Below are 16,688 nucleotides of genomic sequence, written 5' to 3'. Positions count from 1 at the left end.
CCTCGGGATACGTTGCGCCAGTTTTAATAGTGGACACTATTATTTTGCGCCGGTCAAGGTCGCCTATCGTGAAGGCGGCAAGCCGGTGCCGATATGGGGAGACAGGAGAAACACGCCATGCCCCAGCGACGTTCGGCGCCCAAACGACCCCGCGGCGAGGCGCGCCGTCTGTTGCTCGACACGGCGCGCGAGCTGTTCTCGCGGCAGGGCTACCGCAGCACCACCACCCGGGAGATCGCTCACGCCGCCGACGTCAGTGAATACCTGCTGTTCCGTCACTTCGGTTCCAAAGCCGGGCTGTTCCGGGAAGCTCTGGTGCTGCCGTTCACGGACTTCATCGACGAATTCGGCCAGACCTGGCGGGCCGTGGTGCCAGAAGAAACCGACGAGGAAGAGCTGACCCGGCAATTCGCCGGCCGGCTCTACGACCTTCTCGTAGCCCATCGAGGCCTGCTCCTGACGCTCGTCGCGTCCGACGGGCTCAGTACGGAAGAGCTCGAAGGTACCGGTATCGCCGACATCAGACGTGCCCTCGGCCAACTCGGTCAGATCAGTGCGGAGGGCATGCAATTGCGCGGAATGCGGTCGACGCATCCCGATCTGCCGGCCCACTCGGCGGTGGCGTTGATCGTCGGTACAGTCGCCCTGCGTTCGACGTTCTTCGGCGATCGCCCCCCGTCCCGAGAGGCGATCGTCGACGAGCTCGTGCAGGCACTGCTGCACGGCTTCCTGCACCGTCCCGCCGCAGAGAACTACTGAGGTCCGTTGGGCCACTTGAGCAGTGAACCGGCGTCGACACGGATGTGCTGGCCGGTGATGTAGCGGGAGTCGTTGCTGGCCAGGAACACACCCAGATTGGCTATGTCCTCCGGCTCGATGTACGGGATCGGCATCGCCTGGAACAGGTTGAACAGCGGCTCGGCATCTTCACGGGTCGCGGTCTTGCCTGCGGCCTTGAGATCGGGCCGGAACACGCCGTACATGCCCTCGTTCTGCAGCAGGTGGGTGTTGCAGTTGGTCGGGTGGATGGCGTTGACCCGAATCATCCTCGGCGCCAGGTGAAGACACATCTCGTCGACGTACTCCATGACGATGCGCTTGCTCCAGCCGTATCCTGCACCGCCGGGGCCCATGTCGGGACTGGTGGTGGTGCCGCGGATCATCCCGGCAGTGGAACCGGTGACGATGATGGATGCGCCGTCGGGCAGATGCGGGATCGCCACCGCCACGGTGTTCATCACACCCAGCAGGTCGACGTCGGAGGCATCGACAAAGCCCATCGGATCGGGGTTGCCCATGGCCATCGGCAGGATTCCGGCGTTGGCGACCACGATGTCGATCCTGCCGAGATCGGCCAGACCCGCCTCGACCGCGTCGCGCAGCTCGTGGCGCTCGCGGACGTCGGCCACCCGGGCAACCACTCGGCGGCCGAGTTCCTTGATCTTGCGTTCGGTCTCGGCCAGATCCTCGGGGGTGGCCAACGGGTAGGGGTTGGACGGGATGTCACGGCAGATGTCCACCGCGATGATGTCGGCGCCCTCCTTGGCCATCGCCACCGCATGTGCCCGGCCCTGCCCGCGCGCCGCACCGGTGATGAAAGCGACCTTGCCGTCGAGCTTTCCGGTCATGTACGACTCCTTAGTCTGATGCCGGCCGGGTTCAGCCGAGTGGGGTGAACGTGATGTGTAGTTCGGCGAGACCACGCATGATGAACGTGGGTTCGTAGGTGTAGTCGCGGTTGTCGACCGGCCCGTGATGCTCTTCGGAGATCGTGATATCGCTCATCCGGTCGAGGATCCGATTGAGCGATATCCGGCCCTCCGCACGGGCCAGCGGGGCACCGGGGCAGGAGTGAACACCACGGATGAACGCGATCTGTTCCCGCACATTGCTGCGGTCGGGCTGAAATGAGTTGGGTTCGGGGAACTTCCGCTCATCACGGTTACACGCGCCGGGAAGCACCATGACGGTCGTACCCGCCGGAACCTCGACAGCACCGATGCTGGTGGTCTTGCTGGCCATCCGGAAGTGCGACTTGACCGGGCTTTCCATCCGCAGCGCCTCCTCTAGGAACGCCGGAATCTTGCCGCGGTCCCCGCGCAGCATCTCTTCGAATCCCGGGTTGTCTCCGATGAACCGGACCGCCGAGCTGACGAGCTTGGTGGTGGTCTCCGTACCTGCCGCAAACAGGAATGTCGACAGGTTCATCACGTCTTCGATATCAGGCGTCGAACCGTCCTCGTACTTCGCCTGCGCCAGCCCGGTCAGCACGTCCTCGCGTGGCGCGCGCCTGCGGTCCTCGATGTAGCCGTAGAACTTCTCGTTGAGCCACTGCAGGGGGTTGTGCGTCGTCGGCGCTTCCTTGCCGAGCTCGCCGACTGTCTCCAGCGCGAACGCCGCCTTGAATTCCTCGTGATCCTCGGCCGGGACCCCGAGCAGATCCGCAATGACCAGCAGAGAGAACGGTTTCGCGTAGTCCGACAGGAACTCACAGCCGCCCTTGTCGATGAAGGTGTCGAGCTGCTGATCGGCCAGCCGCCACATGAAGTCCTCGTTCTCCTTGAGGCGCTTCGGCGTTATCAGCTTGTTCATCAGCCCCCGGGTCCGGGTGTGCAGCGGGGGATCCTGCGAGGTGATGTGCTCGGCCATCGGAACTGCACCGCGGTGTCGTTCGATCAGGTCGGTGACGTCGTCACTGTCGCCCGGCCCGAAGGGCATCCCGGAAAACGGGCCCGCTACCGACACGCACGATGAGAACGCCGGATCCTTGTAGACGGCCAGCGCCTCGTCGTAGCCGGTGACGGTGACGACGTTGAACGGGGTGGCCTGGGTGACAGGGCATTTGGACCGCAAGTGGTCGAAGTATGGATACGGGTCGGGAATCAATGCCGGGTCGGTGAAGAAATCCACCGTCTCGAAGTCGGTCATCTCACGCTCTCCTGATGGCTTTCGTTGCGCGGGGTTGTCATCCGAACAGAACCGGCAGCGACGTCGGTGACCGGAAGATCTGCCCGCGGATGTGCGGGTCGTCTCCGTCCGGGTCCAACCGCAGGTTGGGCAGCCGGTCCAGCAGAAGGTTGACGGCAGTACGCATTTCGAGCCGCGCCAGATGCATGCCCAGGCACACGTGCACGCCGTGACCCCAGGCCAGGCTGCCCTTGGCGGTGCGGAAGATGTCGAACTGGTCCGGGTTCTCCCACCGATCTTCCTGTCGATTCGCCGAACCGAGCATCGGCATCACCGAACAACCTTCGGGAATGTGCACCCCTCCGAGCTCGGTGTCGCAGGTGGTGGTACGCGTGATGGTCAGCAGTGGCGGGTTCCACCGCACCGCTTCCTCGATGGCCTGCGGCAGCAATGACCGGTCGGCCTTGACGGCACCCAGCTGCGTTGTGTCCGTGAGCAACCCGAACAGCAGGTTGCCCAGGGACCGGTAGGTGGTCTCCACGCCGGCAGGCAACAGCAGCCGCAGGAACGAGAAAATCTCTTCATCGGTGAGCTTTTCGCCGTCGATCTCGGCCTCGGCGAGCAGACTGATCATGTCGTCCTTCGGCTCGGCACGGCAGGCCTGCAGGATCGGCGCGAAGTACTCGCACAACGCGGCCGACGCCGCCAGCCCGCGCTCCGGGTTCATGATCCAACTCAGCAGCGAGATGGACCACCGCTGGAATTGCGGATAGTCCTGCTCGGGCAGTCCCAGCAGCCCGGCGATGATGCGGCTCGGATAGTCGAACGTGAATTCCTTGACCAAGTCGACCTTGCCCTTGGCCGCGAACCTGTCGATGAGCTCGTTGGCAACGCGACCGACCAGCTCGTCTTCCCAACGCGCCAAGGCCTTTTGCGAGAACGCCTTCGACACCAGCGAACGCAGCCGGCCGTGCACCGGTTCGTCCATACCCAGCATCACCCGGTCGCCGAGCACCGGACCGAACGCCGCGATGACGCCTGACGACGAGAACGTCAGATTGTCGCGCAGCATCTGCTGGGCATCCTCGTAGCGATACACGATGAAGACGGGCTTACCCGCCTCCCCCGGCATCGCCGACATGTCGATCCGCTGGACCGGTTCCTCGCGCCGAAGCCTGGCGAGCTCCGGGAACGGATCCCGGACGTCTCCCGAGACGGCGTCGTCGAACGAGCCGAAGTCCTCGAGGTCGTCAAATAGCTGCGACAAAGTTCTCCCCTCCTAGCCGGCCGGGTATGCGACGGACTTGATCTCGGTGTACTGCTCGAATCCGGCGGTGCCGTTCTGGCGCCCGACACCGCTGTTCTTGTAGCCGCCGAACGGGGTGTCCGCGCCGTACCCCGCGGTGCCGTTGAGCCCGATGAACCCGGCGCGCAACCGGCGGGCGACGGCGAGCGAGCGGTCCAGCGAGCCGGACATCACATTGCCGGCGAGTCCGTACGGGCTGTCGTTGGCAATACGGACGGCGTCGTCTTCATCCTCGTAGGGAATGACCACGAGGACCGGGCCGAAGATCTCCTCCTGCGCGATCGTCATCGAGTTGTCCACATCGGTAAAAAGGGTTGGGTTGACCCAGAATCCCTTGGCATACAGCCCAGATGCCGTCGGCGCCTGCGTACTGCCGACGAGCATCGTGGCGCCTTCGTCGACTCCTTTGGCGATGTAGCCCAGGATGCGTGCCTGCTGTTTGGCCGAGATGACGGGACCGCAGAGGGTTCCGGGGTCTTGCGGATCACCAGGGGTGATGTTCTCGTAGATGGCTTTCAGGATCGCGACGCCCTCGTCGTAGCGGGAGCGCGGCAACAGCATTCGAGTGGGAGCAGCGCAGCCCTGCCCGGCGTGCAGCAACGGGCCGATACCGATTAAACATGCGGAATTGAACGCTGTGTCATCCAAGTCCTCCAAGACAATCGTCGCCGATTTCCCGCCGAGTTCGAGGAACAGCCGCTTCATGGTTGCGGCACCCTTTTCCATGATCCTCTTGCCCACGGCCGTGGAGCCGGTGAACGAGATCATGTCGACCTTCGGCGACACGGTCAGCTCTTCGCCGACCAGGTGGTCCGAGGCCGTCACGACATTCACCACACCCGCGGGGATATCGGTGTTCTCGGCGATCAGCCGGCCGAGCCGGGTGGCATTGAAGGGCGTGTCCGGCGCAGGCTTGAGCACCACGGTGTTGCCGGTCGCCAGCGCCTGCCCCAGCTTGTTGATCGCCACCTCGAACGGGAAGTTCCACGGCACGATGGCACCGACCACGCCGACCGGCTCGTGCCACACCTTTCGGGTGGTGTTCACGCCGGTCACCGAGACCACCGCGTCACCGAGATCGGTTTCCCACGGGAATGTTTCGATCAGCCCGGCCGGGTACTTGAGTCCGTCGGCGAGGGGCGCGTCGAGTTGCGGTCCGTGCGTCACCGCACGCGGAGCACCGACTTCGCAGATGAGCTCCTCGCGCAGCTCCTCCACCTCACGTTCGATGGCCTCGTGCAGTTGTTCGAGGCAGCGGCTGCGGAGTTGATGATCGGTGGACCAGTCGGTCTCGTCGAACGACCGGCGGGCCGCGTCGATCGCCCGGTTCATGTCGGCCTTCGACGCGTCCGACACCTCCCCGAGCACTGCTTCATTCGCCGGGTTGATGTTGGTGAACGTGCCGTCCTGACCGTCGACTAGCTTGCCGTCGAGCAGCATTCTCGATTCGAAGTCAGTCACGGCCCGCACCTTCCCCTCGTAGTGCGCCGAACCGCGGGATGCCCATCATCAGCCGGGTCATCTGGTGCAAACCCGCCGCGGGCAGGAAACGGTTGGCGATCAACAACATTCGTGCGTCGCGGCCGACAGCGGTCTTGACGAAGGGTTTCGGGCTGTCGAGGGCTTTGGCCAGACCCGCGGCGAACTTTGCGGGGGGCCGGGCCGCGCGCTTCATCATGGCCCGCCCCCGCTTGTCCATCGTGCGGTGGTGGCGGGCATAGGGCCCGTCGAGGTCGCGGACGTCCGTCGTGCCCGCGTCGGTGATGATCTCCGTGTCGTAGGTACCGGTGACCAGAATCGTGACGCCGATCCCGAACGGCCCGACCTCACCGGCCATCGACTCCCCCCACCGTTCCAGCGCCCCTTTGACCGCCGAATATGGTGCGGTGGCCGGCATTCCACGAACCCCGGCAGCGCTGGAGATCAGCACGATGCGGCCCCGTCCGGCGTCTCGCATCGACGGCAGCAACGCCCTGGTGAGCGCCACCGGTCCGAAGAGGTTGGTCGCGAACATTCGCTCCCACAGGTCCGGAGGTGTCTCCTCGACCATTCCGGCCGCCGAGATCCCGGCGTTGTGAACCACCGCATGCGGTGCCCCGAGGGTTTCGGTAACAGCCTTGGCCGCCGCGGCGATCGAAGCAGCGTCGGTGAGGTCGAGCTGGATGCCGATCAGCCGGTCGTCATCGTTCCCTGCGCCCGTCGCCTCCCGCAGCAGTGTCATTCCGCGATCCGGCGAGCGCATCGCAGCCACCACGCGCCACCCCTCGCGATAAAGGTGCGTGGCCGAAGCGAAGCCGAGCCCGCGGGACGCACCCGTGATGAGGACTGTGCGCTCAGTCATGCTGGTTCCCCGTTGCGCACCGATCGCTCTTCGAACCCAGCTCGACGTCGAGGTTGCGGGACGGTCCCTGCTGCCAGGTGGACCACTTGCCCACCGAGTACGGCCCCTCGGCACCGTTCGCCCGGTAGTAGCCCTGGGGGTCATAGATCTTGGCCTCGGGATATGGCCACGGGCAGGCGACCGAGGTGGCGAGTCCGCTGGCCTTGATCGCCCAGAACCAGCCACCGTAGGCGAAGTACGACACGTTGATGATCGCGAACATCACCAGGAACGTGCCGAGTACGGGCTTCGTCGGGAAGAGCCTCGCCTTCGCAGCGAGCTTCTCGGCCACCGACTTTCCCGTGTCGTCGCGATAAACGAGGATCGCCGCCGGGATCATCACGAACGTCACCGAGAGCGATTCCCAGATGAGTGGGAACTGAAAGGTGCTGCCACCGAACATCGTTCCGAACGGAATCGCCTGCGAGTAGATGTAGAGTCCGGTCCGCACCAGGCTGACTTCCAGTATGGCGTCGAAGATGAACCCGATGACCAGCACCAGGGCGCCCAGGCTGACCAGCGGGTGTCGGGTGACGAAGGCCTCTGGACCGTGTTTGGCCTGCAGCTTGCGAAGAATCCAGATCGCCGGGAAGTACGGTCCGAAATAGAACAATACGTAGCCGAACACGATGAACGGTTCCACCGTCGGCGACATCATGATCAGGTACCAGTTCTCTGGCCAGTGCAGCAGCATCGGGTTGTATACCGCGTACGGCGACCAGTTCATGATCGGGTCCTGCCAGACGATCAGCGTCGTGCACAGCACCATCAGCAGTACCGGACTGCCGGGGTTTTTCCGCCAGCCGACAACGAACATGACGGTGAACGCCACGACGATGATCACGGCACCCACCTGCGGGATGATCTGCCAGTGGTCGAACGCGGTCAGGAACGCGACGGGACGTGGCCGCCCCTCGACGTTCGGGTTGGCCACCCGCGAGTCGACGTCCGTCCGCCCGACCGCGACGAACAGGCCGAGAAAGCCGAGCCAGGCGAGCAGCGCCACCACCCGGCCCCAGTTCGGCCCTTTGCGCGGCGGCTTGACCTGTGTGTCAGGCGGTAGGGATTCCCTGGTAGTCATGTCATTCCGCCCCGAACCGGTCGACGAGGTGCGAGTTGATGCCGTCGGCATCGAGGGTCCGCGCGACCAGATATCCCGGCCCCATCCATGCGCGTCGCGTCCACTTCCCCAGGGACACCCGGGTTCCCGGCGCGCCGGACGCCGCGGGCATCATCTTCACGCGCTCGAGCGCTTCTTTGACCCCGCGCGGGCTCAACGGATGCGCGTCGGTGAAGGCGCGCACCAGCGTGGCCGCTACGTCGTGGTTGACCACCGACACGCAGTACTCGGGGCGACTCCCGTTGTACCGCTTCGCATACCGATCCAACCAGGCCTGTCCGACGGTGTTTCCCTCGTCGTACTGGTCGACCCCGACCCAGCCCAGAAACGCGCTCCACATGATCGGGTTGACCCATGCGTTCTGGAACGCGGTGGTGGTGAAACGGGGCGGGTCCCAGTTGACGGCCTCGAGCGCGGGGTTGATGAAGACGATGCCGAAACCGAAACCGAGATGCACGATCGCCTCGGCCTTCGCCTCGTGCAGCGTGCTCACCGCGGCGTTGATGTCCTGGGCAGTCTGTGCGATCGCGGCTTCCGCGACGATACGAATACCCTTGCGCGCACATGCAGTTCGCAGATTATTCAAATAGCTGTCACCGATGAGGTTCTGCTCGACCAGGACGCCGATCTCGGTCAGGCCCCGCTTGGAGACCAAATCCGCCAGGAAGATGGGTTCGTCGGTCATCGACCCCTGGGGGAAGGCGAATGTCCACTCGCCGAGCCAGTCGTCGGTGCCCGTAACGCTGATCGCCGGCACCTTGAAGCGGTCCTCGATCGCTTCGCGCAGTGGCACGCAGTTGTCGGTGATGTTCGGCCCGAACACCACCAGGCAACCCTCGTCGACAAGCTCACCGAAGGCGTCGATCACTGCCTTGACCGATCCCTTCGGCAGCCCTTCCACCTCGCGGTAGATCATCTGCACCGGGCGATCCATCAGGCCCTGCTCAACTGCCTCCTCGAACACCAGCTCAAACGTCTGGGTGAACGAGGCCATCAGTTCTTCCGGGAAACCCGGCGGCAAGGTGAAATCCATCAAATAGCCGACTTTGATGGGCTGCGCAGTGCTCTCGTACGACATCTGACCTCCATGTTTCGGCGCTCATCGCACAGGCGCCGTGGGCAGACCTAATATTTGTTCAGACACTAATGGCGGCCGGGCACACCGTCAATCACGTGATGCGGATCCACCCAGGTAGACGTCGATCAACTCGTGCAGACCGCGACCCACCGCAACGTCATCGGTGAGCGGCCCCGCGATCGCCACCCTGGCCGCCACCGCGACCGGCAGGCCTTCGGCGATGAGCCGTCCCGCTGCGATCAGCACCCGGGTCGACGCGACCTCACGCAGGCCTCCGGTCTCCAGGCGCCGGATCGCCTGGCCGAACCGCACCAACTCGACAGCCGTGGCATGATCCACGCCCGCTTCGTGAGCGATGATCCCCTCTTCGACATCGGGATCCGGAAAACCGAACTCGATGGCCACCATCCGCTGGCGCGTCGAGTCCTTCAGGTCTTTGAGCACACTCTGGTAGCCCGGGTTGTAGGACATGACGAGACCGAATCCCGGTGCCGCATCGAGCGTGATGCCGAGACGTTCGATCGGCAACTGGCGCCGGTAGTCGGACAGTGGGTGCAGCACCACCGTGGTGTCCTGCCGAGCTTCGACCACCTCGTCCAGGTAGCAGATCGCACCTTCCCGCACGGCGCGGGTCAGCGGCCCGTCCATCCACACCGTCTCGTCGCCGCGTAGCAGATACCGACCCACAAGGTCGGCGGTGGTGAGGTCGTCGTGGCAGGAGACGGTGATCAACGGCCGGCCGAGGTCGTGGGCCATCGCCTCGACGAAGCGCGTCTTACCGCACCCCGTCGGCCCCTTCAAGACCAGCGAAAGGCCCTGGCGGTACGCCGCCTTGAACACGATCTCCTCGTTGCCGACCGGTCGGTAGTAGGGACGTGCACTCAGAGCCTGCGAACTGGCGCCGTTCTGGTGAGCGAGCCCGGACTCGTTGGCCATCAACACACCTTTCGCCGTAGCCGCAACGCTGCGGTACGGAAGTGAGCCTATCGTGGAACAGATGTTTGTTTCAATCATTCTTCAGAACGCGGCTGCTCATATCCGGTCAGCCCCAATGAGATTCTGGGACTTGATATCACGACACTCGGCGACGAACCTCGCCGGAACGAATCGCGGAGCGGAACACTGGCCCGATCACGCCGGCGAGCTGATCGGGACTTGCGATGGTGGCGTGAGCGGCACTCCCGAACACCCGACGCAACGACTCCACGTCGGTGCTGGCACCGATGGTCAGGCACACGCAACCGGTCCCCCGACGCCGAGCCTCGGTCAAAGCGCGTCGGGCGTCGGCAGCACCGTAGCCGCGCTCGTAACCATGGTCGTAGGCCAGTCCGTCGGACAGCACGACCAGTAGCCGCCGCGAGGTGCCACCACGCTCCTCCAAGACCGCCGAACCGTGCCGGATCGCCGCTCCGAGACGCGAATACGCGCCCGGCTCAAGGCTGTTCAGCCGCCGGAACACCTGTGCATCCAGGTGGTCGTCGAACCGTTTCACCGGAACCATCGTCACCGCCGACCGACCCTGGGAGTAGTAGGCGTACAGCGACACCCGGTCACCCAGGTCGTGAAGCGCCACCATCAGATGGGCCACTGCCGTCCGCTGTTGCTGATGCACCGTGCGCCCGACGGTGCCCGGCTCAGCGGCTGAACCGGAGATATCCAACAGCAACAGCACCGACAGGTCCCGCCGGCGGCGCAGACTGTCCAGGTAGACGGCCTCGTCGGGCACCGATCCGGCCCGGACTTCGACCCGGGCCTCCAGCGCGGCGTCGATGTCGATGTCGTCGCCCTGCGGTTGCCGATGACGCCGATGCAGTCCCATGCCAAGACGTGCCAGGGGGCGCCGCACGCTGATCGCGTCCTCGATCTGCTGGGTCGCGTGCGGCTTGATCTGCGGGTCAGCCTCGCGGACGGTGCACCAGGCGGGTCGATAGACCCGGCGTTCGGCGTTCCATTCCGGATACTTCACCCCGTCGGTCTTGACGTCGACGATTTCCTCCGACGACACCGTGGCGAGCGAGGAGACCGCGTGCGCCCCGCGTTTCGTCGAGTTGGTTCGGTGCGTCGGCGAATCGGCACCGGGCGGCCCCCCACTGCTGCCACCCGTCTTGCGGGACGACGACAAGAGCTTCTTGAGCCATTTTCCGATGGCCCCACCCCCGCCGATCGGGCTGGAGAACAGATCGGGGTCATCAGAGTCGTCGACGTCGTCTTCATCGAGTTCCTCGAGCTCCTGCTTCTCATCGCGCCGCGGCACATGTGCCACCGACCGCTCATCTACAGGCTTGGCCGCTGCGCACGCCGCCAGGACCTTCCTGGCCTGGATCACACCGAATCCCGTCGGCGGATCGGGTAGCGCACCCTTGCCGCTCGCCATCGCCAGGGACGCTGCTGGTGAATCGCTGCCCTCGCAGACCCTCGGGTCCGCGAGGGCGCCAAGGGAATTCGGCAGGAGTGCGCGGTTGACCAACAGCGCGCGTTGTCCCTCGACGGCCAGATAGCGGCCGGCCAACCGCCGATGACGGACCAGGGCTCCGAGCACATCAGGGTCCAGGCTGCCTGCCGCGATCAGCGATGCCTGCACCGCCACCGATTCGAGCTGCGTACGCGTGGACGCCGACCGATCGACGAACACGGTCTTGCCATCGGTCCACGGCGTGGCACCCGGGGCGGCCGCCGTCACCGCAACCGGACGAGCTGCCAGGGCGGACGCCAGCATGCCCAGCCCGGCGAACCGGCCGTCGTCGTCACCGCCACCGGGCACTTTCCACCTCCGCACCCTGTTGACCAAATATCTGTTCCACCGTAGAGTTCGGGCCGACCGGAGTCAATCAACCGACCCGGAACATCAACTGGCAAGGGCTACAAAGTGATCGACTTCGACGACCAGGTCGCCGTGGTGACCGGTGCCGGCCGCGGACTCGGCCGGATATACGCCCTCGAGCTGGCACGGCGCGGCGCCACCGTGGTGGTCAACGACCTGGGCGGGTCCATGTCCGGCGACGGTTCGGACGTCGCGGTGGCCGATCAGGTTGTCGACGAAATCGTCGGCTCCGGCGGTACCGCGGTGGCGTCCTACGATTCGGTCGGCAGTCCCGAAGGTGGCGAGGCGATCGTGCGCACCGCCATCGATCAGTTCGGTCGGCTCGACGCGGTGATCAGCAACGCGGGCATCTTCAACAGCATCCCGTTCGACGAGCTCTCCCCCGAAGACTGGCGTCGCATGCTGCGAGTGCACCTCGACGGCGGCTTCTACCTGTCCCAGCCTGCGTTCCGGGTCATGAAGAACCAGGGCTACGGCCGGTTCGTGTTCATCGCCTCGTCGGCAGGGATGTTCGGCCAGCACCTCGAAGCCCATTACGCTGCAGCCAAGGCCGGCCTGGTCGGCCTCGCCAATGTGATCGCGCTCGAGGGCGCGCCGCACGGAATCCTGGCCAACACCGTACTGCCGTTCGGCATCTCGAGGATGGTCACCGAGACCCTCGGCGATCCGAAAGCGCTTGAGGGCAACGACTTCTTCAAGGCGATCCGGCCTGAGCTGGTGGCACCCTTGGTGGTGTACCTGGCCAGCCGTGACTGCGAGTTCAGTCATCAGAACTTCTCTGCCTGCGCCGGACGGTTCGCCCGGGTGTTCGTCGGGCTGGGTGAGGGCTGGCTGGCACCCACCGACAGCAACCCGACCGCTGACGATGTCGCCGCTCATCTGTCGGAAGTGGCTGCGACAGAGCCGTTCACAGTGCCGGGGTCGATCTACGACGAGGTATTCGCGGTTACCGAGCGGCTCGGCGTCACCGGGTGAGTCCGGCGACAGCGTTGCCGTCGGCACGTTCGGCGCAAGGCCCGCAACCCGGCCGTGCCGGGTCTACCGGCGTCTTTGGCTTCACGGGATCCCCGGCGCACAAGCGCTGTTCTGGTAGCCTCTAACCAAATATTGGGTCGGAAACCCAAATCGTATGACGGGAGCCAGCAATCATCGTGGAGCCGCTGTGGGCCGTCCCCAGGTAACCCCTGGGGAGCGCAAGACGCTCAAGCGCACCCCAGGTCGCGCAACCGAACCCGGCACCGTAGCGGAGGATCGTACGCGCCGGACCGAGATCCTCGAGACCGCCGCCACGTTGATCGCCACGTCGGGCCTGCGCACATCGCTGCAGGAGATCGCGGACGCGGCAGGCATTCTGCCGGGCAGCCTGTACCACCATTTCGAATCCAAAGAAGCAATCCTGGTGGAACTGCTCGAGCGGTATCACGAGGACCTCGACCGCATCGCCGAGCACGCCCAGCGCCGGTTGGACGGCCCCGATCCGGCGTCGCCGTTCGACCGGATCGCCGAGCTCGGCTCGGATATCGCGCGATGCGCCGTCGCACATCGTGCCGCTCTTCAGATGTCGTTCTACGAGAGCCCGAGTTCCAACCCCGACCTCGTCGCCCTGGCACAGCGCCGCCCGACGGCCACGCTGGATGCCATGCAGCAGACGCTGCGAGCCGCCCGATGGGCCGGCTACCTGCGCTCGGATATCGATCTGGCCGTTCTGGCCGACCGGATCTGCCAGACCATGCTGCAGGTCGGCCTCGACGTCATGCGCCACAATGCCGCACCGGAGAAGGTCGCCACCCTGCTATGCCGGATTCTGTTGGAAGGCTTGTCCACCGGCCGGCCCACCGACACCGAACTCGACAGGTCGGTCCCGTTCATCGCGGCCGACGCCGTGGTGCGGACCTGGATCGAGGAGGCCGCCTCCGAGGCCGATGACAAGACCGCCCATATCCGTGCGGTAGCGCGGGCGGAGTTCGGCCGGCGGGGCTATGAGGGCACGACCGTGCGCGACATCGCCTCGGCCGCAGGCATGGGTACCGGCACCGTGTACCGGCTGATCGGTTCGAAGGACGAACTGCTGGCGGCGATCATGCAGTCCTTCGGGGAGAAGATCGCCGTGGGCTGGACCGAAGTCCTCGGATCCGAGGGCACCACGATCGAAAAGCTCGACGCGCTGAGCTGGATTCACACCAACGCGCTGGACCAGTTCGGAGACGAGTTCAGGATCCAGCTCGCATGGATGCGCCAGTCCCCGCCGGACACCCCCAACCCCGGCTGGTTGTTCACGCAGCGCGTCAAACAGGTCAAGTCACTGCTCGCCGCAGGGATCAGGGCCGGCGAGATCAGCATCGACAGTCCGTCGAACGAGATGCTGGCCCGGTCGGTGATCTGTGTAGGCTGGATACCCGAGAACATCCTGCGGCAGTTGGATACCCGGGCAGCGCAGATCCACGTGCGGGATACGAGCCTGCGCGGTGTCGTCGCGCGCTAGACACCGACCTCCCCAGCTCGAGCAGACGTGAATGTACCCGGAATCAACAGTTTTCGGGTGCCTAAGCGTCTGCTCGGCCCAGGAGGCTAGTCGAAAGCGTGTCGCGGCAACGTATTCGGGATGTCGAGTGAGCTCAACAAGCCTGCGGGTGCGTCCACGACGTAGGGAATCGCATTGACCACCCGCATCGCGGTGGCCGCGCCGACCTCGCATTGTCACGCCAGAGTGGCTGTCGAGCTCGACAGCCACTCTGGCGTGACGCTGGGGTCCAAAGCCACGTCAGCGCCGGGGCAACCCCAGCACCTGGGTGGCGATGATGTTGCGCTGGATCTCCGAGGTCCCACCGGCGATCGTGCCGCCGAAGCTTCTGGCGTAGCGCTCGAACCAGCTGGCGAAGTAGTGGTCGAGGTTCATGTGCGCGTACGGACCCGAGGTGGTCGGGTGGATCAACCCGTCCGGCCCGGCCGCGGTCAGCGCGTTCTCGAACGCATTGCGCTCGGCTTCGGATCCGAACAGCTTGAGAACCGACACCGACGCGGTGTCCGCCTCACCGCGCGACGCCTTGGCCAGCGCCGCAGATCCCATGGCACGCAAGGCCTGATAGTCCATGATCGTCGTGGCGTACTGGTCGCGTTCCAACTCGGTCTTCGGCTGGAAGTCGGCCAACATGTTGTCGATCCGGTCGGCGAAGCCGAGCCACATCATCGTGCGCTCGTGACCCAGCGAACCGTTGGCCACACCCCAGCCGCCGTTGAGCGGACCCACCAGGTTCTCGGCGGGCACCCGGGCGTCCGTGAAGAACACCTCGTTGAAGTCGAGGTTCTCCTCACCGGTCATGTCGGCGAACGGCCGGCACACCACACCGGGGGTGTCGGTCGGGACGATCAGCACGCTGATTCCCTTGTGCTTCGGCGCATCCGGGTCGGTGCGCACGAAGGTCAGCAGGAAGTCGGCGTCGTGGGCGCCCGAAGTCCACACCTTCTGTCCGTTGACGACGAAATGATCACCATCGAGGACGGCACGCGTGCGCAACGAGGCGAGGTCGGAACCCGCGCTCGGCTCGCTCATACCGAGTGAGGCGGTCTTCTCACCGCGCAACACCGGCACCGCCCAGCGGTGCTTCTGCTCATCGGAGCCGAACGCAAGTAGTGATGCCGCAATGATGTTGACGCCCTGCGGATTGAAGCTGTGGTAAATCCGGCGTCGGCACAGCTCATCGAGGTGGACGAAGGTCTGTACCACGGTGGCGTTGCGCCCGCCGAACTCCGGTGGCTGAGCCGGCAGCAACCAGCCGTTGTCGAAGAGCAGCCGCTGCCAGTCGCGGGCCCACTGCGGCATGTGCGAGACCGAACGGGGCCGCTCCAGCGTGTCGGCCTCCGACGGCAGGTTCGCATCGAGGAACGCGGAGAACTCGGCGCGAAACTCCTCGACGTCGGAATCGTATGTCAGCTGCATTTACAGTCCCCTGTAGGTCGTGCGGTACTCAGCGGCAATGACGGCTCGGTGCTCGGCAGCGCCGCCCAGGAGAAGCTCGCCGGCCTTGGCCCGCTTGAGCGCAAACTGCACGTCGTTCTCCCACGTGAAGCCCATCCCACCGAACAACTGCACACCGTGGCGGAACACCACGGTCTGGCACTCTCCTGCCGCCGCCTTGGCCATCCTCGCCGCCAGTCGGCGCCGCGGATCGTCGGCGGCGATGGTCAGTGCAGCGAAATACGAAAGCGCACGGGCTCTTTCGATGGCAACGTGCATGTCGACGGCCTTGTGCTGCACGGCCTGGAACGAGCCGATCGCCACGCCGAACTGCTGACGCTGCTTCACATGGTCGAGCACGAGGTCCAGCGCCCGCTGGCAGGCACCGACCATGGTGATGGCCATACCGGTCAATGCGAGATGGTGTGCCTTCTCGGTGTCGACTGGACTCTTCTCGCTCCTCGCGTGCGCGGTCACCCGGTCCGTGTCATCGACATGCACGTTGTCGAATGACACCTCGGCGACGTGCAACACCGGATCGAACACCGCGCTGCGCTTGGCGGAAACCTTGCCCGCATCGACCAGGAACACACCACCGTCGGTCACCACGGCCAGGTTCTGTGCCCGGTCGCCGTCGAGGACGTGGTGGGCGGTTCCGGCCAGCACCCAGCCGGTGGCGTCCCGGTTGGCCGTCACACCGCTGTACACCGCGGTCCCGGCCTTGGCCGGATCGAACCGGTCGCCCGCCAGCGGCGCGTACTGGGTCATGGTCGCCAGGTACGGCGTCAGATCCGTGGCCCGGCCGAGTTCTTCGAGCACGATGGCCAGTTCCACCGCATTCTCCGATTCGGTGAGCTCAGTCCAGCCCTGGTCGATATAGCTCTGCCAGAGCGGTGTCGGGTCGACACCCTGCTCGGCCACTTCACGGACCAGCGTGGCCGGGCATTGTTTGGTCACCGCATCGCGCACGGTTTCCTGCCATAGCCGCTGATCGGCATCGAATTCGAGTAGCACCCGCCGCCTCCTGCCGCACTTTCACGTCCGGAGGAGAATAGCATTCTCTTTCTAAGGCGACTCCTTCTCCTCCAGCAAGTACCGGTTCTCCATGCCAGTGCGCTGGA

Annotated in this window: 14 protein-coding genes and 1 pseudogene; 3 read left to right on the top strand and 12 right to left on the bottom strand. The window is 65.1% G+C overall.

Annotated features, from left to right (window positions below; all coding sequences use genetic code 11):
• Positions 1–117: 117 nt before the first annotated feature.
• The gene (locus BKG60_RS24860) at positions 118–759 is read left to right on the top strand and encodes a TetR/AcrR family transcriptional regulator (protein WP_070945068.1); all 642 of its coding nucleotides are present in this window, start codon (positions 118–120) and stop codon (positions 757–759) included.
• On the opposite strand, the gene BKG60_RS24855 is transcribed toward BKG60_RS24860, so the two are convergent.
• From BKG60_RS24855 to BKG60_RS24815, 9 genes are all read right to left on the bottom strand, one after another.
• Entirely contained in the window at positions 753–1,628 is an 876-nt protein-coding gene (locus tag BKG60_RS24855; RefSeq protein ID WP_070945069.1) for a mycofactocin-coupled SDR family oxidoreductase, read from the bottom strand. The two genes, BKG60_RS24860 and BKG60_RS24855, sit on opposite strands and share 7 nt — an antisense overlap.
• 31 nt (positions 1,629–1,659) lie before the next feature.
• Positions 1,660–2,928: a cytochrome P450 gene (locus BKG60_RS24850; protein ID WP_070945070.1), complete on the bottom strand. Its 1,269-nt coding sequence runs from the start codon at positions 2,926–2,928 to the stop codon at positions 1,660–1,662.
• A 37-nt stretch (positions 2,929–2,965) separates the two neighbouring features.
• Positions 2,966–4,174 (bottom strand): cytochrome P450, encoded by a 1,209-nt coding sequence (locus BKG60_RS24845; protein WP_070945071.1) that lies wholly within the window; start codon positions 4,172–4,174, stop codon positions 2,966–2,968.
• Between the two features lie 12 nt (positions 4,175–4,186).
• On the bottom strand, positions 4,187–5,653 hold the full coding sequence (locus tag BKG60_RS24840; protein WP_070945169.1) for an aldehyde dehydrogenase family protein: 1,467 nt from the start codon (positions 5,651–5,653) through the stop codon (positions 4,187–4,189).
• A 13-nt stretch (positions 5,654–5,666) separates the two neighbouring features.
• A complete protein-coding gene (locus BKG60_RS24835) occupies positions 5,667–6,554 on the bottom strand; it encodes an SDR family oxidoreductase (RefSeq protein ID WP_070945072.1) in 888 nt (295 codons plus the stop codon).
• On the bottom strand, positions 6,547–7,674 hold the full coding sequence (locus BKG60_RS24830) for a spirocyclase AveC family protein (protein WP_070945073.1): 1,128 nt from the start codon (positions 7,672–7,674) through the stop codon (positions 6,547–6,549). The genes BKG60_RS24835 and BKG60_RS24830 overlap by 8 nt, the downstream gene beginning before the upstream one ends.
• Position 7,675: 1 nt before the next feature.
• Positions 7,676–8,791, bottom strand: a complete 1,116-nt coding sequence (locus BKG60_RS24825) for an ABC transporter substrate-binding protein (RefSeq protein WP_070945074.1) — start codon at positions 8,789–8,791, stop codon at positions 7,676–7,678.
• 87 nt (positions 8,792–8,878) lie between these two features.
• The gene (locus BKG60_RS24820; protein ID WP_070945170.1) at positions 8,879–9,727 is read right to left on the bottom strand and encodes a CbbQ/NirQ/NorQ/GpvN family protein; all 849 of its coding nucleotides are present in this window, start codon (positions 9,725–9,727) and stop codon (positions 8,879–8,881) included.
• 136 nt (positions 9,728–9,863) lie between these two features.
• Positions 9,864–11,507, bottom strand: a complete 1,644-nt coding sequence (locus BKG60_RS24815) for a nitric oxide reductase activation protein NorD (protein WP_083339276.1) — start codon at positions 11,505–11,507, stop codon at positions 9,864–9,866.
• Between the two features lie 150 nt (positions 11,508–11,657).
• Here BKG60_RS24815 and BKG60_RS24810 point away from each other — a divergent pair, with 150 nt between their 5' ends.
• Both BKG60_RS24810 and BKG60_RS24805 read left to right on the top strand, forming a co-directional pair.
• The gene (locus BKG60_RS24810) at positions 11,658–12,587 is read left to right on the top strand and encodes an SDR family NAD(P)-dependent oxidoreductase (protein WP_070945076.1); all 930 of its coding nucleotides are present in this window, start codon (positions 11,658–11,660) and stop codon (positions 12,585–12,587) included.
• A gap of 187 nt (positions 12,588–12,774) precedes the next feature.
• Positions 12,775–14,094, top strand: coding sequence for a TetR/AcrR family transcriptional regulator (locus BKG60_RS24805; RefSeq protein WP_070945077.1), 1,320 nt, complete (start codon positions 12,775–12,777; stop codon positions 14,092–14,094).
• 86 nt (positions 14,095–14,180) lie between these two features.
• Here the strand turns inward: BKG60_RS24805 and BKG60_RS32600 are convergent.
• The 3 genes and pseudogenes from BKG60_RS32600 to BKG60_RS24795 all read right to left on the bottom strand — a co-directional run.
• Positions 14,181–14,294, bottom strand: a pseudogene (locus BKG60_RS32600) (dihydrodipicolinate reductase); the annotation flags it as partial.
• 79 nt (positions 14,295–14,373) lie between these two features.
• On the bottom strand, positions 14,374–15,549 hold the full coding sequence (locus BKG60_RS24800; protein WP_070945078.1) for an acyl-CoA dehydrogenase family protein: 1,176 nt from the start codon (positions 15,547–15,549) through the stop codon (positions 14,374–14,376).
• Positions 15,550–16,581, bottom strand: a complete 1,032-nt coding sequence (locus BKG60_RS24795) for an acyl-CoA dehydrogenase family protein (protein WP_070945079.1) — start codon at positions 16,579–16,581, stop codon at positions 15,550–15,552. It lies immediately after the preceding gene.
• Positions 16,582–16,688 lie beyond the last annotated feature (107 nt).

The organism is Mycobacterium syngnathidarum (assembly GCF_001942625.1).
In the GTDB taxonomy this organism is placed as follows: Bacteria; Actinomycetota; Actinomycetes; order Mycobacteriales; family Mycobacteriaceae; genus Mycobacterium; species Mycobacterium syngnathidarum.
This window is presented reverse-complemented; position numbering and strand designations above follow the sequence as displayed.

Bases quoted from the DNA above. Each gene is read 5' to 3' on its own strand.
- BKG60_RS24860 (WP_070945068.1), top strand. From the start codon at position 118: ATGCCCCAGCGACGTTCGGCGCCCAAACGACCCCGCGGCGAGGCGCGC.
- BKG60_RS24855 (WP_070945069.1), bottom strand. From the start codon at position 1,628: ATGACCGGAAAGCTCGACGGCAAGGTCGCTTTCATCACCGGTGCGGCG.
- BKG60_RS24850 (WP_070945070.1), bottom strand. From the start codon at position 2,928: ATGACCGACTTCGAGACGGTGGATTTCTTCACCGACCCGGCATTGATT.
- BKG60_RS24840 (WP_070945169.1), bottom strand. From the start codon at position 5,653: ATGCTGCTCGACGGCAAGCTAGTCGACGGTCAGGACGGCACGTTCACC.
- BKG60_RS24835 (WP_070945072.1), bottom strand. From the start codon at position 6,554: ATGACTGAGCGCACAGTCCTCATCACGGGTGCGTCCCGCGGGCTCGGC.
- BKG60_RS24830 (WP_070945073.1), bottom strand. From the start codon at position 7,674: ATGACTACCAGGGAATCCCTACCGCCTGACACACAGGTCAAGCCGCCG.
- BKG60_RS24825 (WP_070945074.1), bottom strand. From the start codon at position 8,791: ATGTCGTACGAGAGCACTGCGCAGCCCATCAAAGTCGGCTATTTGATG.
- BKG60_RS24820 (WP_070945170.1), bottom strand. From the start codon at position 9,727: ATGGCCAACGAGTCCGGGCTCGCTCACCAGAACGGCGCCAGTTCGCAG.
- BKG60_RS24815 (WP_083339276.1), bottom strand. From the start codon at position 11,507: ATGCTGGCGTCCGCCCTGGCAGCTCGTCCGGTTGCGGTGACGGCGGCC.
- BKG60_RS24800 (WP_070945078.1), bottom strand. From the start codon at position 15,549: ATGCAGCTGACATACGATTCCGACGTCGAGGAGTTTCGCGCCGAGTTC.